The 25,710-nt window shown below is 45.9% G+C and carries 22 protein-coding genes; 13 read left to right on the top strand and 9 right to left on the bottom strand.

Features of this window, described 5'->3' with window-relative positions; genetic code table 11:
• Nucleotides 1–176: 176 nt before the first annotated feature.
• Nucleotides 177–2,324 carry an adenylate/guanylate cyclase domain-containing protein gene (locus JGK20_RS06360; RefSeq protein WP_293225238.1) on the top strand — a complete coding sequence of 716 codons (2,148 nt, stop codon included), beginning with the start codon at nucleotides 177–179 and terminating at the stop codon, nucleotides 2,322–2,324.
• A 169-nt stretch (nucleotides 2,325–2,493) separates the two neighbouring features.
• Nucleotides 2,494–3,795, top strand: coding sequence for a mechanosensitive ion channel family protein (locus JGK20_RS06365; RefSeq protein WP_293229807.1), 1,302 nt, complete (start codon nucleotides 2,494–2,496; stop codon nucleotides 3,793–3,795).
• 485 nt (nucleotides 3,796–4,280) lie between these two features.
• Here the strand turns inward: JGK20_RS06365 and JGK20_RS06370 are convergent, their stop codons facing one another.
• Together JGK20_RS06370 and JGK20_RS06375 are read right to left on the bottom strand one after the other, a co-directional pair.
• Nucleotides 4,281–5,114, bottom strand: a complete 834-nt coding sequence (locus JGK20_RS06370; protein ID WP_293176085.1) for an inositol monophosphatase family protein — start codon at nucleotides 5,112–5,114, stop codon at nucleotides 4,281–4,283.
• Between the two features lie 176 nt (nucleotides 5,115–5,290).
• Nucleotides 5,291–6,724: a BCD family MFS transporter gene (locus tag JGK20_RS06375; protein WP_293176083.1), complete on the bottom strand. Its 1,434-nt coding sequence runs from the start codon at nucleotides 6,722–6,724 to the stop codon at nucleotides 5,291–5,293.
• Between the two features lie 271 nt (nucleotides 6,725–6,995).
• Here JGK20_RS06375 and JGK20_RS06380 point away from each other — a divergent pair, with 271 nt between their 5' ends.
• Both JGK20_RS06380 and JGK20_RS06385 read left to right on the top strand, forming a co-directional pair.
• A complete protein-coding gene (locus tag JGK20_RS06380; RefSeq protein WP_293176328.1) occupies nucleotides 6,996–7,940 on the top strand; it encodes an aldo/keto reductase in 945 nt (314 codons plus the stop codon).
• 220 nt (nucleotides 7,941–8,160) lie between these two features.
• Nucleotides 8,161–8,679 (top strand): isoprenylcysteine carboxylmethyltransferase family protein, encoded by a 519-nt coding sequence (locus JGK20_RS06385; protein ID WP_293176081.1) that lies wholly within the window; start codon nucleotides 8,161–8,163, stop codon nucleotides 8,677–8,679.
• Here the strand turns inward: JGK20_RS06385 and JGK20_RS06390 are convergent.
• Entirely contained in the window at nucleotides 8,659–9,741 is a 1,083-nt protein-coding gene (locus JGK20_RS06390) for an NB-ARC domain-containing protein (protein WP_293229809.1), read from the bottom strand. The genes JGK20_RS06385 and JGK20_RS06390 overlap by 21 nt on opposite strands.
• A gap of 35 nt (nucleotides 9,742–9,776) precedes the next feature.
• Nucleotides 9,777–9,935: a hypothetical protein gene (locus tag JGK20_RS06395; protein WP_293229812.1), complete on the bottom strand. Its 159-nt coding sequence runs from the start codon at nucleotides 9,933–9,935 to the stop codon at nucleotides 9,777–9,779.
• Between the two features lie 370 nt (nucleotides 9,936–10,305).
• Between JGK20_RS06395 and JGK20_RS06400 the strand changes: the two genes are divergently transcribed.
• Both JGK20_RS06400 and JGK20_RS06405 read left to right on the top strand, forming a co-directional pair.
• Nucleotides 10,306–11,673: a glycoside hydrolase family protein gene (locus JGK20_RS06400; protein ID WP_293176078.1), complete on the top strand. Its 1,368-nt coding sequence runs from the start codon at nucleotides 10,306–10,308 to the stop codon at nucleotides 11,671–11,673.
• Nucleotides 11,674–11,703: 30 nt separating this feature from the next.
• A complete protein-coding gene (locus tag JGK20_RS06405; protein WP_293176076.1) occupies nucleotides 11,704–11,967 on the top strand; it encodes a hypothetical protein in 264 nt (87 codons plus the stop codon).
• Nucleotides 11,968–12,198: 231 nt separating this feature from the next.
• Here JGK20_RS06405 and JGK20_RS06410 read toward each other — a convergent pair whose 3' ends face one another.
• Nucleotides 12,199–12,801, bottom strand: coding sequence for a pentapeptide repeat-containing protein (locus JGK20_RS06410; RefSeq protein WP_293192431.1), 603 nt, complete (start codon nucleotides 12,799–12,801; stop codon nucleotides 12,199–12,201).
• Between the two features lie 107 nt (nucleotides 12,802–12,908).
• Here JGK20_RS06410 and JGK20_RS06415 point away from each other — a divergent pair, with 107 nt between their 5' ends.
• From JGK20_RS06415 to JGK20_RS06440, 6 genes are all read left to right on the top strand, one after another.
• Entirely contained in the window at nucleotides 12,909–14,345 is a 1,437-nt protein-coding gene (locus JGK20_RS06415; RefSeq protein WP_293229815.1) for a hypothetical protein, read from the top strand.
• 714 nt (nucleotides 14,346–15,059) lie between these two features.
• Nucleotides 15,060–16,643, top strand: a complete 1,584-nt coding sequence (locus JGK20_RS06420; RefSeq protein ID WP_293176070.1) for a chloride channel protein — start codon at nucleotides 15,060–15,062, stop codon at nucleotides 16,641–16,643.
• Nucleotides 16,644–16,705: 62 nt separating this feature from the next.
• On the top strand, nucleotides 16,706–17,602 hold the full coding sequence (locus JGK20_RS06425) for an Rpn family recombination-promoting nuclease/putative transposase (protein WP_293192427.1): 897 nt from the start codon (nucleotides 16,706–16,708) through the stop codon (nucleotides 17,600–17,602).
• Between the two features lie 54 nt (nucleotides 17,603–17,656).
• Entirely contained in the window at nucleotides 17,657–18,529 is an 873-nt protein-coding gene (locus JGK20_RS06430) for an Rpn family recombination-promoting nuclease/putative transposase (RefSeq protein ID WP_293229818.1), read from the top strand.
• Between the two features lie 483 nt (nucleotides 18,530–19,012).
• Complete coding sequence (locus JGK20_RS06435; protein WP_293229821.1) at nucleotides 19,013–19,492, top strand: J domain-containing protein; 480 nt, start codon at nucleotides 19,013–19,015, stop codon at nucleotides 19,490–19,492.
• A 98-nt stretch (nucleotides 19,493–19,590) separates the two neighbouring features.
• Nucleotides 19,591–19,863 carry a DUF3143 domain-containing protein gene (locus JGK20_RS06440; protein ID WP_293176326.1) on the top strand — a complete coding sequence of 91 codons (273 nt, stop codon included), beginning with the start codon at nucleotides 19,591–19,593 and terminating at the stop codon, nucleotides 19,861–19,863.
• A gap of 172 nt (nucleotides 19,864–20,035) precedes the next feature.
• Here JGK20_RS06440 and JGK20_RS06445 read toward each other — a convergent pair whose 3' ends face one another.
• The 3 genes from JGK20_RS06445 to lysA all read right to left on the bottom strand — a co-directional run bounded on the left by JGK20_RS06445 (nucleotide 20,036) and on the right by lysA (nucleotide 23,297).
• Nucleotides 20,036–20,782 (bottom strand): isoprenyl transferase, encoded by a 747-nt coding sequence (locus JGK20_RS06445; RefSeq protein WP_293176064.1) that lies wholly within the window; start codon nucleotides 20,780–20,782, stop codon nucleotides 20,036–20,038.
• Between the two features lie 20 nt (nucleotides 20,783–20,802).
• Nucleotides 20,803–21,696: a diadenylate cyclase CdaA gene (gene cdaA / locus JGK20_RS06450; RefSeq protein WP_293176062.1), complete on the bottom strand. Its 894-nt coding sequence runs from the start codon at nucleotides 21,694–21,696 to the stop codon at nucleotides 20,803–20,805.
• Nucleotides 21,697–21,872: 176 nt separating this feature from the next.
• Nucleotides 21,873–23,297, bottom strand: a complete 1,425-nt coding sequence (lysA, locus tag JGK20_RS06455; RefSeq protein ID WP_293176060.1) for a diaminopimelate decarboxylase — start codon at nucleotides 23,295–23,297, stop codon at nucleotides 21,873–21,875.
• 111 nt (nucleotides 23,298–23,408) lie between these two features.
• Between lysA and rimI the strand changes: the two genes are divergently transcribed.
• Nucleotides 23,409–24,062, top strand: a complete 654-nt coding sequence (rimI, locus tag JGK20_RS06460) for a ribosomal protein S18-alanine N-acetyltransferase (RefSeq protein WP_293176058.1) — start codon at nucleotides 23,409–23,411, stop codon at nucleotides 24,060–24,062.
• A 239-nt stretch (nucleotides 24,063–24,301) separates the two neighbouring features.
• Here the strand turns inward: rimI and JGK20_RS06465 are convergent, their stop codons facing one another.
• On the bottom strand, nucleotides 24,302–25,588 hold the full coding sequence (locus JGK20_RS06465) for a hypothetical protein (RefSeq protein WP_293229823.1): 1,287 nt from the start codon (nucleotides 25,586–25,588) through the stop codon (nucleotides 24,302–24,304).
• Nucleotides 25,589–25,710: the final 122 nt, after the last annotated feature.

Below are 25,710 nucleotides of genomic sequence, written 5' to 3' on the forward strand. Positions count from 1 at the left end.
TATCCAGGATTTCTCTTTTTGTGCTGTTGGGCAGTAGAGCGACTGTTGTGAGCCGATCGCCAAAAAATGTCAAATGGGTTCTATAAATGAAAAGCGATCGCTACCAATGGTGAAAGATTACTCTTTAACTTCTTAGAGATGAAAGAAATAATACCCAGACTCTCAGGAAAAATCCTATGCAATTAGTGAATCATTTAAGTATAAAAACAAAACTCATAGTCATGTTGCTGGTAGTCAGCCTTTGCGCTATGCTTGCGAGCACGTTTATATGCTCTAGCAGTGGGAAAGCTATTCTGACCGAAAAAGTCTTTAACCAATTAACCAGCCTTAGGGCTGTGAAAGCTTATCAAATCCAAGATTATTTTGAAAACCTTAAAAACCACACCCAAACCCTCAGCGAAGACTTGACAGTAGTCGCAGCCCTACAGGAATTTAAGACGGCTTACAGCGAACTTGAAAAATCTAAAATTCCAGCGAATTTTGACGCAAAAATTGATACCTACTACCAGAAAGAATTTTTAACCAAACTAACGCGAACTAACGATGGTTCGCCTGTTCTGGCAGCATACAGGCCAAAAACACCCGCTGCTCGTTACCTACAGTACCACTACATCGCTGCTAATCCCAACCCCGTTGGCAAGAAACTTCTTCTTGATACTCCAGGCGACGCCAGTGCTTACAGCCTCGCTCACGCCCGCTACCACCCTCTTTTTCGCAATATAGTTGAAAAATATGGTTACTACGATATGTTTTTGATCGATCGCGAAGGAACTGTTGTCTATACGGTTTTTAAAGAAGCCGACTTTACCACAAGCTTGATCGACGGCCCCTACAAAGAGAGTAACCTAGCAAACGCGATCGCCGCTGCACGACAGGCAAAGGGAAAGGGGTATGTGAAAATAGTAGATTTTAAGCCCTACAGCCCTTCCTACGGTGCGCCTGCGGCTTTTATCGCTGCTCCAATCTTTAACGGCTCGGAATTTATTGGTATTTTGGCGTTCCAGTTTCCCGTTGACAAAATTAACAATGTGATGACTGGTAACAAAAATTGGAAACAAAGTGGTCTGGGCGATTCAGGAGAAACTTATCTGGTTGGGTCGGATTATCTAATGCGCTCTGCATCTCGTTTCCAGATAGAAGACCCAGAAGGTCATGCAAAAATTCTAGCCTCTATCGGTACTGATGAAAAGACCATCAAGAAAATCAAAGAGTTCAATACTACAATCCTCCTACAGCAAGCGCAAACAACAGGAGTGAAGGAAGCATTGTTTGGGAAACAGGGCACGCAGGTGATCGACGATTATCGTCATATTCCTGTTTTGAGTTCTTATTCTCCACTAGATATTGATGGATTGAGGTGGGTGATATTGGCGGAGATGGATGTTTCGGAAGCCTATGCGTCAATTCACTCCTTTCAAAAAACAATTGTGATGGCAGCTACTGCAATCATCGCGATAATCACGGTTGTTGCCATGTGGCTGACCGCAATCTTTGTCAGACCCATCAAGAAGTTAATCGCTAGTGCCCGCCTGGTGGGGGCTGGAGAAGTTGACGCGGTGGTTAAATCTGGTTCAGAAGATGAATTTGGAGAGTTAGCTAAATCATTTAACCAAACGATAGGCCGCCTTCGTGCCGAAACTCAACTAATTCAACAGAAAAATCGCGAAAATGAAGCATTAGTCTTAAATATATTTAGTCCCGCAATAGCCAAACGCCTCAAACAGGGCGATCGAGCAATTGCCGATCAGATTTCTCATGTCTCGGTTTTGTTTTCCGACCTCCATCGATTTACTAAGCTCTCTCAAACCATGTCAGCTCCCGAAGTTATCGCTCTGCTTGATGAACTGGTAACAGCCTTTGATGAAATGACCGAAAAATACGGTTTGGAGAAGATTAAAACTATTGGTGATGGTTATATGGCTGTATGCGGGCTGAGTGTGCCACGTTTGGATCATGACAAACGCACAGTAGATTTTGCCTTGGAAATGCTGGCATTTGTCCACCGATTTAATTATGAAAAAGGCTTGGATCTAGACGTAGAAATCGGTATCAATTCAGGAGATGTGGTTGCAGGTGTCATTGGCAAAAATAAATTGCTCTATGATGTTTGGGGTGAGAGCGTAAATATTGCCAATAGATTGAAGTCGGCTTGTCCCCCCGGCGCAATCTTTGTGTCTCAAGATATCTACGATCGCCTGCACGATCTCTACGATTTTGAGTTGGTTGGTGAAATTCAAGAATCTGGAAAAGAAAAGTTAGTAGCTTGGCAAATCACAAGTTATAAGCTTCCAGTAAATGTTGGATCGGAGGAAGTCCATGAATAATTTAAGCTCTTCAAACGACTGGGAGATGTGGGCAGTAATTGTCGGATTAGGGTTCCCACTCCTCGTCGTTTTACTAGGAGAGGTTATTTATCACCTACAAAGGCACGCTAGACCACTGGCGACTACCCTGCTGGTTATAAAAAACCTTGTCCTGCCGGTCTTAATGGTGATGATTTTAATCAGGAATGTCCTGAAGCTTGACGTTAATGGGAATTTTCCCAAGCTCGTAGCAACACTGTTCTGGATATCTGCCATCTACGCATCTCTCTCGCTGCTTAATGTGATTTTGTTTGAAGAAGCTGAGGCTAATACATGGCGGGCACGGATGCCCAAATTGCTGATCGATCTTTCTAAGTTTTTTTTGGTGCTTGTAGGAAGTGCGATCGTGCTAGCGGCAGTGTGGGGTGCTGATTTGGCCGGTCTTGCTACTGGATTGGGCGTTAGCTCAATTGTGATCGGTTTGGCGCTTCAGGACACACTAGGCAGCGTCATGTCTGGCATGGCGCTGCTTCTAGAACGTCCCTTTAGCGTTGGTGATTGGTTGCGGATTGGAGATATCGAAGGTGAGGTAGTTGATATCAATTGGCGATCGGTTCGCCTGCTCACTCTCCAGCGCCAGATGATAATCGTTCCTCATCAGTTCATTGGAAAAGGAATCATCTATAATTACAGCCAACCAGAAGGCATTTATAACCAACGCCTCAATATTGGTTTTTCCTACGATAGCCCGCCTAATCTCGTGAAGCAGGTACTAACAAGTACAGCCTTGGCTACCCAAGGAGTATTAGCGGAACCGGAACCAAATATTAAAACCAAATCCTATGATGAGACTGCAATTATGTATGAGGTGGAGTTCTTTGTCAAAAACTTTGAGGATGTAGACCAGATAGTCGATCGATTTATGACGCGAATTTGGTACGCAGCGCAGCGAAACAACTTAACGTTATATCGTTACCGATACTCGTATCCTGTGGAACCTGCTGATAAGGCAGATAGCGCTTCAACTAAGTTAGCCCAAAGCCTGCACTCAATTCCCGGATTTATGCCTTTAGCTAGAGAACCCAAAAATTTGGATGACTTAGGTAAGGGAACTATTTTACAGAAGTTTGGTGCGGGAGAGAAAGTCATCCGGCAAGGCGAGCCTGGTAATGCTTTGTACATTATCATTGCGGGTCAGGCTAAGGTCACAGTCAGGAACCAGTTTGGCATGGAGTTGGAGGTAATGACTATCTTGCGTGGTGAGTTTTTTGGGGAAATGGCACTATTTAGTGGGGAACCGAGTCCGGTATCAATCGCCGCCGTTGACGATTTGCAAGTTCTTGTCATCTACTCAGATGCTGTAAATACGATGATTGAACGCCAACCAAGCTTGGGGCGCGAGATAGGTCAAATTATAGAGGCGCGAAGCAAAGCGGTAAGTATGGCCGCCCAGGCAGATGTTTCGTCAAGAGCTCAGGTTGATTCTCTATGAGGATTTTGAAGTAAATTGATATCGAGTAACCAATTAAGGGCTCGGGACTAATTTTCTGTTCGGCTTGTGACAATTTTACCATTCTTGGGGCTGGTGAAAAAGCACGGTCATAGACCGTGCAAAGCATAACGAATCACAACCGCCTATGCAAGACCCATTGGTGACAAGTTAAGGTGACTACTGGTGTGTAGATGCTTTGGTAGTAGGTGATCTTCTCCCAAGCTAGAAGCGAATGGACGGCAGAATCTGGCAGCAGCTTCTGGCAAGGTGAGGCAACACTCTGCAAAAATTGTTGGAGAGAGAATGGACGCACGATTTGGCATTGCCGGGAAAGAGATCTTTTGGTTTGTAAGGCAATTATCTATGTATATCTTGCCTTACAGATTTTTTTTGTCACTTTTTCAGTGCCATTTGACTAAAGTCCGCAAGAAAGAAGGACTGAAGTCCGAACGATCGAACCTATTGGGTTCGAGGCGACTTTAAGATTAGCCCATTTTTTTCTTCTTCCAAGCTTCAACAAACGGCAAAAACACCGACACTAATTCCTGGCGACTCATCACCAAAGTTGGAAAAGAAACCCTCGCATAATTCTTACCCACTTCCAGCGGAAAAATCGCTTGGGATTCCAGCGGTAGCCAAACCGCACCCGCAGCCTTGACAATTACCCAACTCCCAGCAATATCCCAAATTTTAGGAGTCGCTTCAACTCCTCCCATCGCCACACCGGAAGCCACCATTAAAAAATTGTAACTAGCCATCCCCAACATCCGAATTTTACTCGGAAGATGAGGCCCAATTCCCACACTCCGCGAACACAAATTAAAAATATGATTTCCACTCAGTTTATCATCACTCGGGCGAATCGGGCGATCGTTTAAAAATGCACCTTGAGGCATATTTGTCAATACAGGATCGTCCGCCAAATTCTCTGCATAAAAACCGTGGAAAGTTTGATTCAGGGGTGGCAAATGCACGCAGCCAAAAACTGGAGTTCCGCGATATAATAGACCTAAAGAAATCCCCCAAATTGGAATGCCCCGAGCAAAATTAGTGGTAGCATCGAGAGGATCGACAACCCAACACCATTCAGTATCGGGTAAAACGTGCTCTCCTTCTTCGCTCAAAATCCCGTGACTGGGAAACGCAAGTGCGATCGCATTTCTAATCTCTGCATCCGCCCAATTGTCAGACTGCGTAACCAAACTGCCATCAGATTTCTCATCCGCTTGTGCAGAACCGAAATCTTTCAAAAACTGCTGTCCGATTGTTTTGACAGTTGTCTGAGAAAAAGTTAGAATAGAGTTCCAAAAATCTTGCATTAGTTACTGGTTTGTAGGAGAAGACGGCGGTTGAAACCGCGCTGATAAAAACGAAGACGGCGGTTGAAACCGCGTCTACAAAAACGAAGTCCGCCTCCGCGGACTGAAGAGAACTTTCTTCAACCCGCGGAGGCGGGTTTGGTCTGTATAGACGCGGTTTCAACCGCCCGGTATTCTCAGTCTAATTCATTTTCAAGGATAGTTGCGATCGCACTTTTAGCATTATCCTGAAATTCTGCAACATCCACCAGACTCAACAGATACAAAGCGAAAATCATACCCACAGCCGGCACTGCAAAAACCAACCCGTAAGCCAACATCGGCACTCCAAACAAAGTCCTGCCAAAATCCAAAATAGCACCGCCGCTAACCGTAGCAAAACCCCGCGCCATCGCCTGCGACAAACCCCAAGCGCCAATAAAAGTCCCCGCAGTTTCCGCAGCCGTCAAATCCAACATCAAACTCAGTGCCCCCGTCGTTGTAATTCCCGAAGCTAACCCGAAACACATCAAAGCCGACTTAAACACAATGGGATTACCAGTAAATCCCGATAAAATAATCAAGCCAAAACAAGCCGCCACCGACAAACAACCCAATCTAATCGTATTTTGCTTGCCAATCCGCGGCACAATTAAAAAACCAGTTGCGCTCAAACCGATGAGAACACCAGTACCGTAAATAGCATTCAACCGCGTACTTTCCGAAATCGGCATCTTAAAAATTTCCCCGCCGTAGGGTTCCAAAACCGCATCCTGCATAAACAAACAAATTGTCATCACCAGCAGGAAAGTAAAAAACAAACCAGTTTGGCGGCTAGCAGTCAAAATCCGCAGCGCACTTCCTAAAGTAATCTTATCTTCTCGATTAACTGCGATCGATCGCGCCCCGTAACGCGAATACTTCTTCTCAACCCCAAAAGTTGCAATCCCCACCAACAGCAAAACCACCGCCGGCACCTTCACAAACAAACCATTAATCGAAGCCTGCAACACTTCCCGCGGCACATCCCCATCAATCTGCTTCAGCAAACCGCTGCTGACAATCGCCCCGATAATAATACCAACCATCAGCATCGACCACACCACACCCACCAACTTCGATCGATCTTCCTCATCGGAAACATCCACCAACAAAGCAGCAAAAGGAGTCGAGCTCGAACAAATCGCGATACCGTAAACTGCAAAAACCAAACCCAGCAAACCCACCCAGCCGTAAGTCGGAGTCGTCCACCCCACAGCGTCTAAACTAGCGCCCAAGCGCCACATCACCTGCACCGCCAAAAAAGCCGAAATCACAAACAACAGCCCTCCCATCCACACGTAACCCGTGCGGTGATGGCCAAACAAAGGCTTAGCATCCGACATTTGCCCGAACCATACCCTCGCTGGCGCCACAAACTGGTGCATCGCCAGGGTACCAGCCACCACAGTAGCCGGAATCGCCAACTCCTTAATCATCACGCGATTGAGTACCCCCAGGGTCAAAATCGACATCATGCCCAGCCCCATCTGAAACAAGCCCAGGCGGAACATCGTCGCGAGGTCAATTCTCTTTTGGGCAGCAGTCGTGGAATCTGTTAATGTAGAATCTGGCAAACGGTCGATCGGCATAACTTTTCAAATAAAGACAACATTTGAATTTATAGTAACTGAGATATTGCAATCGGCCGCCATTATACCCACAGCTAGAAGCTCAAATGACATTATTCATATAAAAATAAAGAGAATCAATATAGCAACCGCCACCTGAAAGCGCGGACATAAATAACCTCATGAATCGATCCCCGATCCCGCGATCGATAAACCGTTTGATTCCCGTACTATGTAACTGTCAACTGTCAACTGTCAACTGTCAACTGCTATAACTGTGGATTTACCAACCGTGACAACTATCACCCTAGGACAAAATGGCCCAGCCGTCATTCCCCTGTGCGTCGGAACTTGGGCTTGGGGCGACAAACTATTTTGGAACTACGGCAGCAACTACGGCGCCGCCGAAGTAGAAGCAGCATTCAACACATCCCTAGATGCCGGAATCAACTTTTTCGACACAGCCGAAGTCTACGGTAACGGCTTGTCAGAAGAATTGCTGGGACAGTTTATCAAAAAAACTAGCCAACCCGTGCAAATAGCCACCAAATTCGGCCCCGTACCCTGGCGGATTACCGGAAAATCAGTTTCCGAAGCCTTGAGTGCCAGCTTAAAACGGTTGCAAGTAGAACAAATAACCCTCTACCAAGTACACTGGCCTTTTAGTTTTTTACTGAGTCAAGAAACTCTGATGAATGCCTTAGCAGACGAAGTAAAACAAGGCAGAATTCAAGCAGTAGGAGTCAGCAACTATTCCGAAGAACAGATGCGCGAAGCTCACAAAATACTAGCAGCCAGAGGCGTCCCCCTAGCAACAAATCAAGTCCGTTACTCATTGCTATCGCGGCAAGTAGAAAAACAAGGAATTGTACGTGCAGCCTCGGAATTGGGAGTAACAATTTTAGCTTACAGCCCCTTAGCCCAAGGATTGCTCACCGACAAATACACAGCCCAAGAACCACCTACAGGAGCCCGGAAAATGGACTCCCGATTCGGCAAAGTGGGCCTTGAAAAAATCGAATTAGTCATGTCTACCTTGCGAAAAATGGGGAGAAAGCGCGATCGCACGCCCGCGCAAGTTGCCCTAAACTGGTTAATAGCCCAAAACGGAGTTATCCCAATTCCCGGCGCCAAAACCGCAAAACAAGCCGAAGAAAACGCAGGCGCCCTAGGCTGGACTTTAAGCCAAGATGAAGTCAACCAACTAGAACTAATGACACGTCCCTGGCGAGAATAAATCTCTAATAGGTATGTAGTTGCGCTTGAGCGCTCTATCCGAGGTACGTAGTTGCGCTTGAGCGCTCTATCCGAGGTATGTAGTTGCGCTTGAGCGCTTTATCCGAGGTACGTAGTTGCGCTTTAGCGCTCTTTAAACGCGATCGCACAACTACAAACAATCTACCAGATGCGCCCAAAAATGTCAGTTCCACAATCCCTAGCCGAACTTTCCTCTTCCTATGAAAAAACTATTAACTGACTGGGGTTTCACGCGCCAAGGCTGGAGCAACAACAGCCGGGGCGAATATTTAGTTTTTCTGCAATTAGTATTACTTGCAGCATTTACAATCTTACCAGTTTATCAACTACCCGGATTCAAAATTCAATCAACTCAATTAATTTATCTTACCTGGTTTTTAGCAAGTATTCTCAGCTCTATCGGATTAACTTTCATCATCAAAGGACTGATAGATTTGGGGAAAAACCTCACACCTTTACCCTATCCCAGAGAAGACGGAGAATTAGTCCAAACAGGCATTTACGGAATAGTGCGGCATCCCTTGTACAGCGGCGGCATCTTCGCAGCCCTCGGCTGGACAATCTTTCAATTCAGTTTATCTCATTTAATAGCGACTGCAATTTTACTAATATTTTTTGACATCAAATCCAGACGCGAAGAAACTTGGTTGAGCGATAAATATCCCGACTATTCAGAATACCGCCAGCGAGTAAAAAAACTAATTCCGGGCATTTATTAAAAGTTCGATATTGCTCGAACGACAGTTTCGTTCGAGCAATCGTTCTCTGACATACTCGGCGATCGCAGGTTGTAGCATTAAACTGGTGGATGCGGTATAATTAAGCGATCGCTCATCGAAAATCAGCGATCGCTCGGCCAGCGCCTCCAATGCTTCCATCAGTTGCCGTCCCGAAACTTCGGGCAAAATTTCAGCTTTTAGCTTCGCAGGAGTCGCTGCTTCTTGGTTAATGGCTAACCAGTACATGATTTGTTGTTGCAGGGGAGACAGGCGATCGAATTGGCGATCGAGCAAATCCCACAAATCGCTAAAAACAGTATTTCCTTGCGCTAAAAATGCCTTTGTGTCACCGCCAAAAAGTGTTTGAATAGTCGTTGCAGCAAGTTTTATAGCAAGGGGATTCCCACCAAAGTAGTTGACAATATCTCTACTTTGTAGTAGCGTTGCCTTTAATCCTTTATCCGCAAGGATTTGCTGGCATACAGGCGGTGAAAGGCCGAAGAGTTTGAGCGATCGCACGGGTAAATTTTCGCCCGATCGCACGGCAAACCCGCCGGGTTGTTCTCGTCCGGTTAAAATCAGACAACTTTGGTGTGGTTCGTCAGCAATGCGGGCAAATAACTGTCGGTAATCTTCATAACCTTGTTGATATTGTCCGCTGCGATTTCCTGCTTGCAAAATCGACTCCAGATTGTCGAAAATTAACAAACAGCGTTTTTGCCGCAACTGTTCCATGAGAGCATGAATAGAGTGATTGGTTTCGGCTGATGAATTAGTTAAAATTGGTAAAATATCGCTGAGGATAGCATCTAATGTCGGTGCTTGCTGCAAACTCCGCCAGATCGCAAATTCAAATTTAGATTGAATTTGCTGAGCGAGTTTGACAGACAGAGAAGTTTTGCCGATACCGCCAATTCCAAAAATACCGATCGCACGGGTAGAATCGCCGCTAATCCAAGTTTCTAATGTTTCTAATTCCTGCAAGCGGTTGTAAAAATAGGAAACATCGATCGCTTCTCCCCAATCTTGGATGCCCGCACTGCTCTGCTGGTAGTGGCGCAAGACTGCTTGCAGATTTTGTTTTGAGACTTTTTCGCCTAGTCGTGTTCGTAAAGTAGGCGATCGGCTATCTCTTGATAAGAGTGTCCTTCCCAAGTTTCCAGAAAGACGTGGGATTGAATGTCAGTGAGTTTTTGCTTTTTGTTAACGGATTGTAATATACGATCGACTATGGCGATCGCCTCTTGTGCTGTCATAGTTTGTTATTTTGAACTATTTACTATATTCACCGAATATTCTGAGTGGGGGTTCTTTTTCAGGATAGAAAACAAATTTACTTAATTAACCGCAAGGTAGTCCCTTTTATACTCGGCGGTTGAAACCGCTGCTATACAAACAAAGTCCGCCTGCGCGGACTAGGAAATAAGGGGGTATATGACGCGGACTTGGGATGAGGTCAAATCTCAAATCGATCGAGTGAATTTACGTAAGTTTACAAAAGCTTGTCACTTTTTCTCACCGCCAGGGCGATTGAAGGGGTTTATTCTTTGAATTAAGTCAGAGCAAGAGTTGCTCTGACTGTTGAAATTTAAACCACATTCAATATTTTGACACTAAAGGAGAAATATGAAACCTTCTAACGAATGCTTTGAACTAATCAAAAAGTGGGAAGGACTCCATAAGAAGCTTCCTGATGGACGGATTAAAGCATACCGAGACCCTGTTGGTATTTGGACAATTGGTTATGGCTCGATCGAGCATTTGGATCGCAGCCGACCGATTTTAGAGGGTGATATTATCACCCGAGAAGCCGCAGAGCGGTGGTTGCAAATTGAGGTTGCAGAAAAAGCAGAAGATGTCGAGCGCTTGTGCCAAGTTAAACTCAAACCATGTATGTTTGATGCCTTGGTTTCTTTCACTTATAACATCGGCATTGGCGCATTCGGCGAGTCAACTCTGTTGCGAGAATTAAACAAAGGCAATTATCAAGGAGCAGCAAGGGAATTCGATCGTTGGGTACATGGTGAAGATAATGGCACAAGAAGATCGCTCCCAGGATTGGTCGATCGTCGAAACGACGAAGAAGCTTTATTTCGGCGCGATGGTTTTTCAGATATAGATGTAGCAATAGGCTTTGTCATAAAGCCTAAAGATTTGGCTCAACCGCCGAAGGGAGATTTTCCCTATAAACCTGCTCCCATACCATTACCGTTCACTCGTACCCTTCAGAAACGACATATTGGAGAAGACTGTTACATACTTAATTGCGCTCTAGCAGGACTCAAATTTCTTCGTTTAGGTTCTCAGCCTAACGAATTTACTGACATTACTGATAGCGCAGTCAAGCTTTTTCAAACCCGCGAAGCTCTTAGCCGAGTTGATGGTAAGGTAGGTCCAGAGACGCGACGGGCTATAGAGAATGCTCTCAAGCGTGCGCGTGAAGACGTATCTGTCAATTCATCTGGAATAGATGGAGGTGTATACTGCCGTCTCACACGTACACGAAGAGATGCCTACGAAGGACTTGAATGGTGCAAACTCGATTTCGTAGATCCACAAGGCAATGTAGTTGTTGATTCATTAGATGTTATTTCTGGTGAACCGGGTGCTCAGAGCTTTTTAATGTGGGACGATCCTGAAAGTCAACCAAATAATGGGGCACCTATCCCACAAGATAACTACTACATTTCGGATATCGACTGGGCTGGTGGTAAAGACAATTACAATGCTTCACACCCCATAGATGGAGATGGACTCGGGCCTGTATGGGTATATCTGGTTAAATCGCGAGAGGCTAAAGAAAGTTGTGAAACAACAGGTATTGGCTGTCGAGATGAATTCGGCTTTCATGGGGATTGGAACTGGATTCAAAGTCGTACCTGGCCAGGCAGTATAGGATGCGTGTGTCCTACTACAATTGATGATTTGAGAAAACTTGTGAAATTGCTCCGCAAGTACGATCCACGCCTGTTAGTTGTGGACTGGGGACTGTAGATATTTTTAAACATTTAGGAGGTCAATCAAATGGCACATTCTTCTATGATTGAGACTAAACCAAATTCTTCTGAACATGGAGAGGGATTTGCCGAATTTTTTCAGGAGAATAATGGACAATACTCGGCAATGCGAGCCATGAGTTTTATTGCACTGATTGCAGCGATTGTGTTTGGCGCGATCGCAATAACTACCAATAATTCTGCTGGCAAAGACATTACAACTGCTTTTTTAGCTGCTGCTTTCGCACCAAAAGCTATTCAAAGATTTGCAGAAGGTTCCCCGCCTAAGTAAAGTCGAGTTAAGGCGATCGCACTTACAACCTTCATCTCCTAACAAAATCACGGGAAATGAAGGTTGCAGGTACGCGCGAGCGAAGCTATCCCGAACGCGCGTGCGTTCCCGAAGGGTAGGGAATCGCTCTTTCCCCTGATTAATACTAATAACTGATGACAGTTGACAGTTGACTCCGAAAGCAGTCAACTGTCAACTGTCAATTGTCAATTGTCAACTATCAACTGACTTTCATTCATGCCGCGTACCATCAGGCATCACCGCCCCCTTCAAATTCGCCCCGGTCAAATTTGTCTCCAACAGCAAAGCATTCCTCAAATTAGCACCCTTCAAATTAGCACCTTCCAGATTCGCCATCCACAGATTTGCCCCCTCCAAATTCGCCCCCTCTAAGTCAGCATTAACCAGAAAAATACCTTTCATAAAAGCACCTGTTAAGTTAGCTTTTTTCAAGTTACTCTCTCCCAAATAAGCATCTTCTAAAAACGCCTTTTCTAAATTACTTACCTCCAAATTTGCCCCTACTAAATTGCTGCTTATCAGGTAAACACCAGCCAAATTTGCCTGTTTCAAGTTAGCATTTACCAAATGGACACTCCACAAATTGGCATCTTTGAGGTTAGCATTTTCTAAATTGACGCCTTCCAGAAAAACAGCACTCAAATTAGCCCCGGAAAGATTGCACCTGCGGCATTCTCTCGTTACAAGCAATTGTCGGACTTGATGCTTGACTGAGGAACCGTTGGCTGCGAAAATTATTAAACCTGTAGTTGCTAAGCCGATCGCCCAAACAGTCGCCATCCCGATCGCACTTACAATCTTTCTTTGTGTCATGCCTCGAAAATCCGGGATTAGTATAAAAATATACCTATAATTTCTAGTGTTGGCGATGGCGTTCCGCCCCGCAAGCTACGAGTTTTTTGCTGCTCTTCCCTTCCCTCATGAAAAAACAGTTAAAACTTCAATTGCTAGCGATCGCCCTTATTTCCATCATAGCAACAATCGCTGTTGGGTGCGATCGCCTGCTCAAAAAACCCTTTCAACTCCCCCCATCAGCCAAACAAGAACCCTGGCCAGTGCAAATAGGCCTGCGAGTCGGCCTGATCCGCGACAACATCCCAACAGTCAACCGCATTGTTTTAGTCCCCGACGAAGCCACATTCTTAGCCGCAATCCAAAAGTGGAATTTCAAAGGACACTGGCCGATTCTCATCGAAGATCAAAAATATGCACCGATGTTTTTGCAGCGCTTCCAACCCGAAGAAATTGTCCGTTTACCCAGCATCAAACAGGAGATCCCAAAAGGTCAAAAACTCCAACAATTAATGCTGAAGGCAACAGCAGCAGCCTGGAATGCCACGGATACTCAAACCTTAAAAGCAAAATGGAGAGAACTCGGCTGGGAACCGCCAGGAGTAGTCATCACATCTGAAAATGACCCCGCACGTTTAGCAGCAGTGGCCTTAGCAGCGGCCCGCGGCCAACCCTTAGTATTTGTCGAAGGCAACTTCGGAAAACCCAACGATAATCTTAATACTGCCCAGTGGAAAACTCTGCAAACAGCAGTTACCAAAGCTGTCGAATCTACCGGATATTTTTACTCGCAACTCGGAGATGCGATCGACACAATCACGATTGTACGCCAACTAGCAGTAAAATATCAATCCCCCCAAAAGCAAGACGAACAATGGGCTGTTACCGACGGTTTGGGGCGACATCCCAACGGTGAACGCTGGGCCGCGGCTGGCTGGATTTACGGTTCCCAAGTGCGATCGATCTATCAAGCCATGTGCGCCATATTTCTCGACAGCCAAACAGCTATGCTGTATGACAGTTACCCAAAAGAAGGAAATTGGGGAAAATATGAAATGGAGTCAGCAGCTAGCGGACTAAAAAGCATAGGTTTGAATGTCGAATTAGTGCAAAAACCCCAGTCTACTCTCCAATTGTGGCGGAGTTTAGTAGCATCCAAACCGTGGACATTTGACTTAATATTAATGAATTCCAAAGGCTATCCCAAATCATTCCAAGTCGGTAACGGTGACGCCTCAGTTGAGGATATACCAAAACTGAAATTTCCCGCAGCAATCCACATGATTCACAGTTGGTCAGCATCAGATCCAGATGATGCAAATACCGTTGCTGGCAGGTGGTTGCAAAATGGTGCTTACGCCTATGTCGGCAGCGTCAACGAACCTTTGTTATCTGCATTTATTCCACCTAAAATAATGGTCGATCGCCTAAAACGAGGGGCACCTTTTTTAATCGCAGCCCGCCAGCTAGAATCCCCGCCCTGGAAGGTGGCCACCATCGGCGATCCGCTAATGTCGATCGCCAAACCCAAACCCAGAATTCCGGCCGCGCAACAACCGATATGATATACCAGTGGACAGTTGGCAGTGGACAGTTGACAGTTGCATAGTACGGGAATCAAACCATTTATGCTTGACGGGTATCGGCTATATTCATGAGGTTATTTATGTCCTCACCGCTGTGGCAATTGCTATATTTGCGATCGAACAGCCACCATCAAACAGGTTTGTAGTGAGGACTTTAGTCCTATTCCCTGAGGACTTCAGTCCTCACTACAAAATTTCGATTTGAGATATTTTATTCGACCTAAAATCTCAAATCAGAGCATTTAGTTCCAGTGATTTTACCAGAAAGAATTGGTTGAAAGCCTCTCCGTTTTAGGGAGAAATTAAAATCAGACCATTCATTACTCCAATCCTCTTCCTTCTAGGTAGACATCGGTCTCAAACTGTCAACTGTCAACTGTCAACTGTCAACTGTTAAACAGACTGCTAGATGGCAGAGCCTCTAATGCGATCGCCAGAAACTATAAGACTGTAGATATAGTTAATTAGGATTATCGCTCAGTTTATCTAATTTTGAATGTCACTGAGCATACAATTATCAGCTAAAATTCACTCACCCTCAGAAGCGGTCATTCCATCCCAGCCGCCAGCCCCAAAAATCTGCCATAAAATACGCCTTAATTAACTTGTCAATTCCTCTGAAATCACTCAAAATGAAAATAAGAAATAAAATGTAATATTTATCTAACTTCTCACAGAAGAATGAACCGCTAAATGAAAGCCACCCATCCTGTGGAGCTGCTGCCGCCCGGCTCAACCGCAGAAACTCCGCATTCCTCCCGCCTCAGCCCGCTGTTCAGCCGCCTGCATCCGAACCCAGAAACCCTCCTGCTCGTCCTCTCCCTAGTGATCGGGGGAGTTACTGGCGCAGGCGTCGTCACATTTCACTACCTGATCCACTTGATCCACAGCCTGATGCTGGAAGACTTTATGGGGGCGATCGCCTCTTCGGGATCTTGGACACTAGCGTGCATTCCCACCCTCGGCGGAGTCATCATCGGGCTGATGCGCTGGCGGTTTCGCGATTTTGGCCCCAATATGTCATCCTTAATTGCCGCCACCCGCGGGCTACAAGAACTCTCCCCCCTCAAACCCATCACCAAAATGGTGGCGGCCTCAGTATCCCTGGGCACCGGCGCCTCCCTCGGCCCGGAAGCCCCCAGCGTGGAAATCGGCGCCAACTTCGGAATGCTGCTAGCTCAAATCTTGCAGCTTTCCCCAGAACGGCAGCGCTTGCTCCTCGGCGCGGGAGCAGCAGCAGGCTTATCCGCCGGGTTTAACTCTCCCATCGCCGGAGTCTTTTTTGCCTTAGAAGTCGTACTCGGTAGCACCTTCGCCACTTCGTCAGTCAGCGTTGTCTTGCTCTCCGCCGTAGTTTCGGCGCTGATCGCTCAAATTTGTTTGGGAGCTCAGCCGGCCTTTGCTTTGCCAATCTACGATGTCCGCAGTCCTCTAGAACTGCCTCTTTACATGGGATTGGGACTTTTGGCAAGCTGTGTGTCCTTAGCTTATACAGAAGCAATTCAATTGGCCGATCGCTGTTTTCAAGGAAAAACCCGAGGATTTGCTTGGCTGGGACGACTGCCCCGGCCGCTTCATCCCGTCATCGGCGGTGCGATCGTCGGTTTAGTCGCCCTGCAATTGCCTCAAATTTTGGGTGTGGGCTACGAAACAGTCCAAGCAATGCTCCAAGATGTCAAATTTTCCTTGTCTTTGCTGCTGTTGCTGCTATTCGTCAAACTGGCGGTGACAGCTATCAGCCTCGGTAGCGGTTTAGTGGGTGGTATCTTCGCCCCGGCGATGTTTTTGGGAGCTTCGTTGGGTTCGGCTTATGGCATCTTTTTGGAAATGATCCCGGCATTGAGCGATCGAGTCGCAGGCCCTGCCGCCTACGCAATGGTGGGCATGGCCGCCGTCCTCGCAGGTAGCGCTAGAGCACCGCTGACAGCCATTCTATTGATGTTTGAATTAACCCGCGATTATCGGATTGTATTGCCTTTGATGGCCGCAGTGGGATTGAGTGTTTGGTTGGTGGAGTTTGTGAATCGTCGATCGACAGCCCACAGCCTCAACCTCCAACAAATGGGCGTAGATGTTGCTGTCAACGAGCCGATCAAAGCCAGGGAACAGTTGCAGGATTGGGAAGATGTTTTGGGCGATCGGATCGTCACAGAATTGATTTCTTGCCAACTGCCGATCGATGACGAACACAGGGACGATGAGCCCGTGCTGGCGATCGGCAACTCACATTTGCCAGAAAATGTCAAGCCATTACCTGAAACAAAATCTGCCGTTTGACCGCTCTCAAATCCTGTTGCTTCGCCACCAAACCGATAACCTTAAAACTAAATCTGACTACTATGATATTTATCAACCCGAAAACCGATTACGCCTTCAAAAAAATCTTCGGTTCCTCACAAAGCAAAGAGATTCTAATTAGCTTTCTCAACGCCTTAATTTATGAAGGAAATTCCACCATCGAAGACTTAGAAATTATTAACCCGAATCTGCCTCCCAAACTAGAAGGCTTAAAAGATAGTTATCTCGATGTGAAAGCCAAACTCAGCGACGGCACTTTAGTAATCATTGAAATGCAAGTGCTCAACGTCCAGTCTTTTGGCAAGCGGGTTTTTTACAATGCAGCTAAAACCTATGCTTTTCAATTGGAAGCAGCCCAAGGCTATCGACTATTGAAGCCAGTAATTGCTTTGACAATTACTGACTTTGAGATGTTTCCTGAGAATGCAGAATTTATTTCGAGATTTGTGTTAAAAGAAGTCAATAAAAACTTTACATATCCCGAAAATGAGCTAGATTTAGTATTTGTAGAATTGCCGAAATTTATCAAAGGAGAGGAGGAACTTGAAACTTTAGCAGATAAATGGATTTATTTCATGAAAAATGCGAGAAGTCTGACATCAGTCCCAGAAACAATGGATAGTATACCAGAAATACATGAAGCTTTTAACATTGCGAATCAAGCCAAGTTGAGCCGAGAGGAAGTGGCAGATTTAGACAAAAGAGAACAGTTTATTTATGACCAACAGGGAGCAATTATTAAGTCGCTTAACGAAGGCATAAAACAAGGCATAAAACAAGGCATAGAACAAGGCATAGAACAAGGCATAGAACAAGGAAAGCGAGAAGAAAAGCTGGCGATCGCCCGACAATTACTTTCACAGCTAGATAATGACAAAATCAGCCAAGTTACAGGGCTTACCGTTGAGGACGTGCAAAATTTGCGGGGCGATTCCTAAATATTCCAACAAACTACGCCTCACTGATTGAATCACTACTACAAAATTAAAGCCATGATATTTATCAACCCAAAAACCAAATACGCCTTCAAAAAAATCTTTGGCTCCTCAGAAAGCAAAGAGATTCTAATTAGCTTTCTTAACGCCTTAATTTATGAAGGAAATTCCACCATCGAAGACTTAGAAATAATCAACCCAAATCTGCCGAGGCAACTTGCAGATTTAAAAGATACTTACCTCGATGTCACAGCCAAACTAGACGATGGCACCTTAGTCATTATTGAAATTCTAGTTCTCAACGTTCAATATTCTGGCAATCGGGTATTGTACAATGCAGCCACAACCTACGCATTTCAATTGCAAAGAGGAGAAGGCTATCGAATGCTCAAGCCATTAATAGCTTTAACCATTACAGATTTTGAAATGTTTCGCAACAGCCCTAACTTAATTTCGAGATTTGTGTATAAAGAAGTTGAAAGCAATTTAAACTATCCCGAAGATGCCATGAATTTAGTGTTTATAGAATTACCTAAATTCCATAAAGAAGCAAGTCAACTAGAAACTTTGACAGATAAATGGATATATTTCATGAAATATGCCAGAATGCTCTCAGAAGTTCCCGAAACAATCGATAGCGTACCGGAAATCCACAAAGCATTCGATCTTGCCAATCAAGCCCGGTTAAGTCGGGAAGAAGTAGAAGTTTACGAACGCAAGGAACAGTTTATTCACGACCAACAGGGAGCAATTATTAAAGCTGTTGAAGAAGCAAGACAGGCAGGAATACAGGCAGCAAGAGAACAAAGAAAACGAGAAGAAACGCTAGCGATCGCCCAACAATTACTCTCACAGCTAGATAATGGCGCAATCGCCCAAGTTACTGGGCTTAGCGTTGAGGACGTGCAAAATTTGCGGGGAGATTCATAGTTTAAATTAATTAGGCACAGGGAGTGGATTTGTAATGTCACTAGACTATCCTGAATATGAAGAACTACGCAAGCAAAGTTGGTTCTTGGGATTGCTTTGGCGTATAGGTGACTTGGGATACTATCTTGGGCTATTTGGCGCATTAGGATCGCCATTAATGATGATTTACAGTCAACTCACGCGAAAAGGTCATTTGCCCTGGCATACAGCCTTATTGGGTGGATTTCTGTGTACAGCATTCTGCGTTTGCATCTTTTTGGCTTCCGCACAGCTTAAAAGTTTTGCGTTCAAAAGAGGAGACGCTTTAAAGAATAAACGTTATCGATAAAGCGGACGGCACGAATATCTTGGTGCTGGGTTTGAGGTTACTTGCCACGATTTATCGCCCCCACTCAACCCCTCGATCTGGCAGACACTGGCGCTACACTCAACTCTGGGGTAAAATAATCAAATATTATCAACAATCGGCAGAGAGGGGCTTCGGTGGCAGGAAACGAGGCAACTGCGAAAAACAAAAGTCAGAAAACACCAGGAAAAACCCCCTTGGGTTCCAGTCATTACGGCTTGTTAGGGCTGCATCCTTCAGCCTCCGCGATCGAAATTCGGCGATCGTACCGGGAACTGAGCAAACTCTACCATCCCGATACTACCGACTTGCCACCCGCAGTCGCCACCGCCAAATTTCAACAGCTCAATAACGCCTACGCCACCCTCAGCAACCCAGAACGCCGCCTCGCCTACGACCTCAAAATAGGTTATTCTCGCCTGAATGTGATTCAGTCGCCCCCGGGCTTCAACACTCCGGTTTCGGGATCGAGTAAAAAAACTTCTAACTCGGCTTACCTAGATCCCACGGATCGCCCTTTGTCCCCCGGCGAAATATTCGCTCTATTTATCATGGGGGCTACTTTAGTCGGATGCTTGGTACTGGCGATCGCGATCGGCTTAATTCGTGGCAATTGACAACTAAAAGTTCTAAATTAAAGATTAACTACAGTTTTCCCAATTCCCAATTCCCAATTCCCAATTCCCCATTCCCCATTCCCCATTCCCAATTGCTCATGACTCTTCCTTCCGCTGACACTCCTTTGTACAGCCATCCACTCCCAGAAATCGAGCAGTGGCTAAAAAGCCGCGGCTGCGAGCAAGATCGGCGAGAACTCCACTGCTGGCAGATCGATCGACCAACCTGGAAAGCAGAACTCTCCCTCGATATCGATCAACTCACTATCCGCTATATTGACGCCGGAGCCGACGGCCAAGACATTCAGCGAGCCTTCAAATACTCGCTCTCGCGTCACGACATTGAAGATGCCGTTTTCTCAGGCCCCTAATTTGATTTTAGATTGGCGATTTTAGATTTTAGATTGAGGAATATACTTCAGAATCAATACCTAATTGGCAACTGAAAAATTAATCTAAAATCTAAAATCCAAAATCCAAAATCGTTTTGCAACTGAAAAATTAATCTAAAATCCAAAATCTAAAATCCAAAATCCAAAATCGTTACACTTTGCCAAATCGGCGGCTGCGCTGCTGATAGTCAGACAAAGCGCGGTGAAACTCCGATCGATCGAAATCCGGCCACAGCGTCTCAGTAATGTAAATTTCCGAATAAGCCATTTGCCACAGCAGAAAATTGCTCAGCCGCATTTCCCCGCTCGTCCGAATCAGCAAATCCGGATCGCAAACATCAGCAGTATACAAATAGCGTTTAAATAAAACCTCATCAATCTCCTCTGGCTGCAACTTGCCCTCTTGTACTTGAGTGGCGATCGCCCGACAAGCCTGTACAATCTCCTGGCGGCCACCGTAATTCGTCGCCACCCGAAACAAAATCCCCCGATTGTGCTGAGTAGCCGTCACAGAGCGCTCGATTTCCGCCTGCAAAGACTTCGGCAAAGCCTGCAAATTCCCCATAAATTGAATTTGCACGTCCTCGTCCACCATCTCGCGCAATTCTTGCCGCAGCTTGCCCTCAAACAAACTCATCAAAAAATCCACCTCCCCGGCCGGTCGGCCCCAATTCTCCGTCGAAAAAGCATAGGCTGTTAAAGCTGGAATTCCCCAATCTTTGCAGCAGCGCAGCAGTTCTTTGAGAGCACTAGCTCCTCGGCGGTGCCCCGCAATCCGTGGCAACCCCTTATTCTTAGCCCAGCGCCCGTTTCCGTCCATAATCACTGCTATGTGCTTAGGCAGTAGTTCTTGTTGTAGATCCGCAGGCAACTTTTCCAAGCAAATTCCTTGACTCATGGTTTCTCCCGATTACCCGACTAACGGCGCAGTATCCGTTTTAACAGTGTCACTCCCTTCAATCCTATCTGCCGTCCGAGATTGCCGATCGGAATTGGAGTCACCACTCTTTCTCCTTCCGACGGAAACAGCTTTGCTTCTAGCAATTCCTTAAGTTTGCTGCTAGTCAAAGGTCGATTTAAAGTTCCCATCTGCGCCAGAGAAATCGAACCGGTTTCCTCCGACACCACGACGCACACGCAAGCTTGCACCCGTTCCGTAATCCCCATCGCCGCCCGGTGGCGGGTTCCCAACTGCCGCGAGGCGCTGCGATCGGACAAAGGCAAAATTACCCCAGCCGACACGATCCGCGAAGCCCGAATCAAAACAGCCCCATCATGCAGCAAAGTTTGCGGTTGAAAGATAGTCTGCAACAATTCCTTAGAGACTTCCGCATTTAGCTTCACTCCCGGAACTGAAAAATCCCGATCGTCGATCGGAGAATCTGTTTCTACAATTAATAAAGCGCCCGTGCGGTTTTGCGAAAGTTCTTTTACTGCGTCCACAATTTCATCTATTACGCTGTCGGGTTCGGGAGTTGGTCGGCGATCGCGTCCAAATAATTGTATAATTTCCCCCCGACCCAATTGTTCCAGAAATCGGCGAAACTCCGACTGTAATATTACCGCCATTGCCACAGCAGAACCCGTTACCAAGCTGTTGAGCGCCACGTGCAACAGCCTCAATCCAGCCCAGTTACTCACCGCCGCCGCCAGCATCAAAATAATAAATCCCCTTACCATCCAAAGCGTCCGGCGCTCCCCGACAATGACGAGCACCAAATACGCAAGGGCAAATACCAGTCCAATATCGATCGCCTGAATCAATAAGGACTGAATGAGGCCAAAGTCATAGCCAGATTGTTGATTGTTCATGGTTCATCGAACCTTACCGCCTGTGAACCGCGAACTATGATGCACTCGAACCCGTGAACCATGAACAGTTGTTATTCCAATCGCGTGACTGAACAAGCCAAAAGTAAAAAGTTTAAAAACAATCATCAAGAAATCCCAATGAATCATCTTACTTTTTACTTTTTATGTTTTACTTCTTACTTTTTAGTTCCGAGTCTTTCAGGAAGGCGATCGAACCTCAGCAAATCCTCGTCAGTTTCCCGCTCTACGATCGTGTCAACTTTCCCATCTTTCACCAAAACCGCCGCCGGTCTGGGGACTCGGTTGTAGTTAGAAGCCATGCTGTAATTGTATGCCCCTGTAGCCGTAACGACGAGAATATCTCCCGACTGACACTCTGGCAACTTAGCATCTTTAATCAGAATATCGCCTGATTCGCAGTGTTTGCCAGCAACTGTCACTGTTTCCGTTAACTCAGCAGACATTTTGTTGGCTGCGAGGACTCGATAAACTGATTGGTAGGTAATTGGACGGGGATTGTCCGACATACCGCCATCTACCGATAAATACGTCCGGATTCCTGGAATGACTTTTTTAGCGCCCACCGTATAAGCGGTGACGCAGGCTGAACCCACGAGCGATCGACCCGGTTCGCAAAGCAATTTCGGTAATGTTGTCAAATCATGATTTTTGCAAGCTGCTACCATTGCGTCGCAGACTGTCTTAGCCCAATCATCTATGCTTGGAGGATCGTCGGATTCAGTATAGCGAATACCCAACCCACCGCCAATATTAATTTCTGTCGGCTTCAACCCGTGCCCAATTGCTGCTTTGAAAGCCTTAACGATCACATCTGCTAAATCGTGGTGGGGTTTCACTTCAAAAATCTGAGAGCCAATGTGAGCGTGTAATCCGACGCAGGATAAAGACGGCTGCTTGCTGAGGTAAATGAAAACATCCTTGAGGGAGTTGGGATCGAATCCAAATTTACTGTCGATTTGACCAGTTTTAATGTAGTCGTGAGTGTGACACTCAATTCCAGGCGTAAACCTGACCATAACTCGTATCCGCTCACCGGCTTTGTGACTGACACCCAATTTTGCCAACTCTGCGAGATTGTCTAAATCCCACAAATTATCTGCAATGATTGTGCAGCCACTGGTGACAGCTAGTTCGATTTCCTCGCGGGATTTGTTATTCCCGTGAAAGTAAATTTTTTCTGGATTCACGCCAGCTTTTAGTGCTGTCTTAATTTCTCCGGCAGATACCACATCTATGCCTAAGCCCTCGGAAGCCGCGATCGCGCAAACAGCCAAACAACTCCAAGCCTTAGAAGCATAGATCACTTGAGATTCGCCCGGATAGTACCGCTTAAAAGCCTCTCGGTACTGGCGGCTGGTCGCCCGCAGCGTTTCTTCATCTAAGATGTACAGTGGCGAGCCAAATTTCTCTACCAAGTCTGTTACGTCGCAGCCTCCTATTTCCAAATGATTCTTACTGTTGACGCTGGCTGTCAGCGGTAAAAGCTCTTGATTGGGCGATCGACTTTCCCTGGGTTCTTGAGACTTAGACAGATACTGAAGTCCAGATTCCACTTTTTCGATAGATTGAGTTAATACCATCGCGCAATAACTATCCTTACTGTGTTCTCCAGTGTACAATTGACGGCAAGCAATTGGGTCATCAGCGCCCAGATTGATGCTTTTGAGTAATTATTAAATCTAAAATCCCCTGTGCCTTTTCTCGGAATCAAACATCTCGCCGCCGAACACCTCAACAGTGCAGTAGAGCTCGATCGCCTCTGTTTTGGCGGACTTTGGACGATCGAAGGCTACAGGCGCGAGTTAGACAGTCCTAATAGCGATTTACTGGGTTTGTGGACATGGGAAACTGAGGGTTCTGAATCAGCTCACAACCAGGCGGGTACGCACCATCCACCGCTCCTACAGATTCGGGCCCGCACGCACCATCCACCGCCCCTACAAGTTCCCCCAATGCTCATCGGTATCGGTTGTCTGTGGGTAATTTTAGAAGAAGCTCACATTACCATTTTGGCGATCGATCCGCGCTTTCAAGGTCAGGGTTTGGGACAAGCTCTGCTTTGGACTTTGCTAAAATCGGCACACCGCAGACAGTTAGAAAGGGCAACTTTAGAAGTGCGAGCCTCTAATTTAGTCGCACTGTCTCTGTACCACAAATTTGGCTTTAAGGAAGCAGGACGGCGAAAGCGATACTACGCAGACACAGGAGAAGATGCTGCTATCCTGTGGCGCAGCGACATTGAAAAACCCGAATTTCAGCAATATTTGGCGAATCAAAAAGTGAAAATTTGCGATCGGCTCCAGCAGAAAAACTGGCAGGGGTCGATCGATAGTTTTGAATTGTGAGCGAACATCTAGTGTATCTGATGAGCGCTCAATTCAAAATAAGTGATTGAACGCTCAAAAGATGATCTGTTGCTGTGATATAGCCTTTCTCACATTGATTCGCGGACGAATCTTGATCTGAAAAGGTTGGTGGTGTAAGGGTTGTAGCATAACTTAGCATACATCATCTTTCGCTTGAAAGGCTATAGTTTCAGTTCAATTGTCATCTTCATCTCCCAAAAGACAGCAAGCTAACAGCATTACTCTTGCATACCTGCATACAGTAGTCGTACAAATAAGCGGACACCATCATCATTCTTCAAAGTTGCATATGATGGAGCTTCGCTGTTACCGATCGCACGCAAATCTGACAGCAATTCTGGATGGAACTGGCAAGTAAAAGAACGTCGAATTTTTTTGGCTTCAAAGTCTTTGTAGTTAATGCACGTAGCCGAACATTCTGTAACTATTTCGCCATTAGCTGCTGTCGAACAAAGAATTTCCACAGAATCAGGCAGTTGTATCAGCCATGACAGAGGACTTCCAGCTATCAAATGCCGATAAGGAATAAGGGCGTCATGAATACTTCGGTAAGCCCAGTTAGCAAACAGTACAGCTTCTTCGTTGACTTCATCTGAGTGAAACATCGAAATTGATACTTCATGCTCGTATTGAATCGTCGTGTCAATGACACCTTCATGTGCATCTGCTGTTACAGAGTGGGCATGGATGAGTTCCCAAGGAATATCTAAGGCATCGCCGTCTGGAGACTGATAGGGTAACAACACGCGATCGCCAACTTCCTTCGATTCATTGCGCGTCACCGCAAAATGCCGATCGTTCCAGCCCTGGGCAACAACCCGCCCATCACGTTTTTTAACTTGAAGAGTCTTACCTATTGCTTCGATGCGCCCTGCAACCTCTTGCAACGATCTCAGAGCAATGCCGGAGCGATCGCCATCCAAAGATGTCATCCCCAGGACTTCTTTGACTGCACGACGAATCAGTCGTATGTTACCTTCAGCAGCCAGTTGGTGGCCTACACAGATGAATATTGCAGGGGCACTGGTGGGCGATCGCGAAATCAGCAATTTTTCCACTAATGCAAACATATCCTCTCGCGGACAGGCTGGACTTGTCCAAGTCGATTCATCGTATGTCGATGGATCGCCTCCTTCCACTACTACGGCATAACCGCAGGTAATTGCCGGAACAATTATTTCTGGATCGATGATTCCCGTTGACCAAACTGGCAATAATACTGAGTCGATATCGGCAACTTTTTGAGCAATGTAGGCAACGTTTTTGGAAGCCCGAACATCTTCTCCGAGAGTGTTAACGCCTACGTGTTCCCACGGTTCAATAATGGTTATACAGTTCCGCAACAAATTAGGATTTTTGAGCAGAAACTCCACATCTTCCCGTGAATTTATGACTTTTTCTAGAGGCTGGGCGTGTCCCCATTCAAAAATGCCATCTTCAGCAAATAATTCTTTTTCTCCCGGTGGATTTAGAGAATTTCTATCTGCCAAGAAATACCCTAACAAAATATGTGCTGATTCAAAATCTAACCTACCTTCATGCAAGTAACCAGGAGTTAATCGCCAGTCCGCTATGGTGGTTTTATTTTTGCTAATTTTGACAGATTCTATTATGTTGATTTACCTCT

The organism is Microcoleus sp. PH2017_05_CCC_O_A (assembly GCF_020738785.1).
In the GTDB taxonomy this organism is placed as follows: domain Bacteria; phylum Cyanobacteriota; class Cyanobacteriia; order Cyanobacteriales; family Microcoleaceae; genus Microcoleus.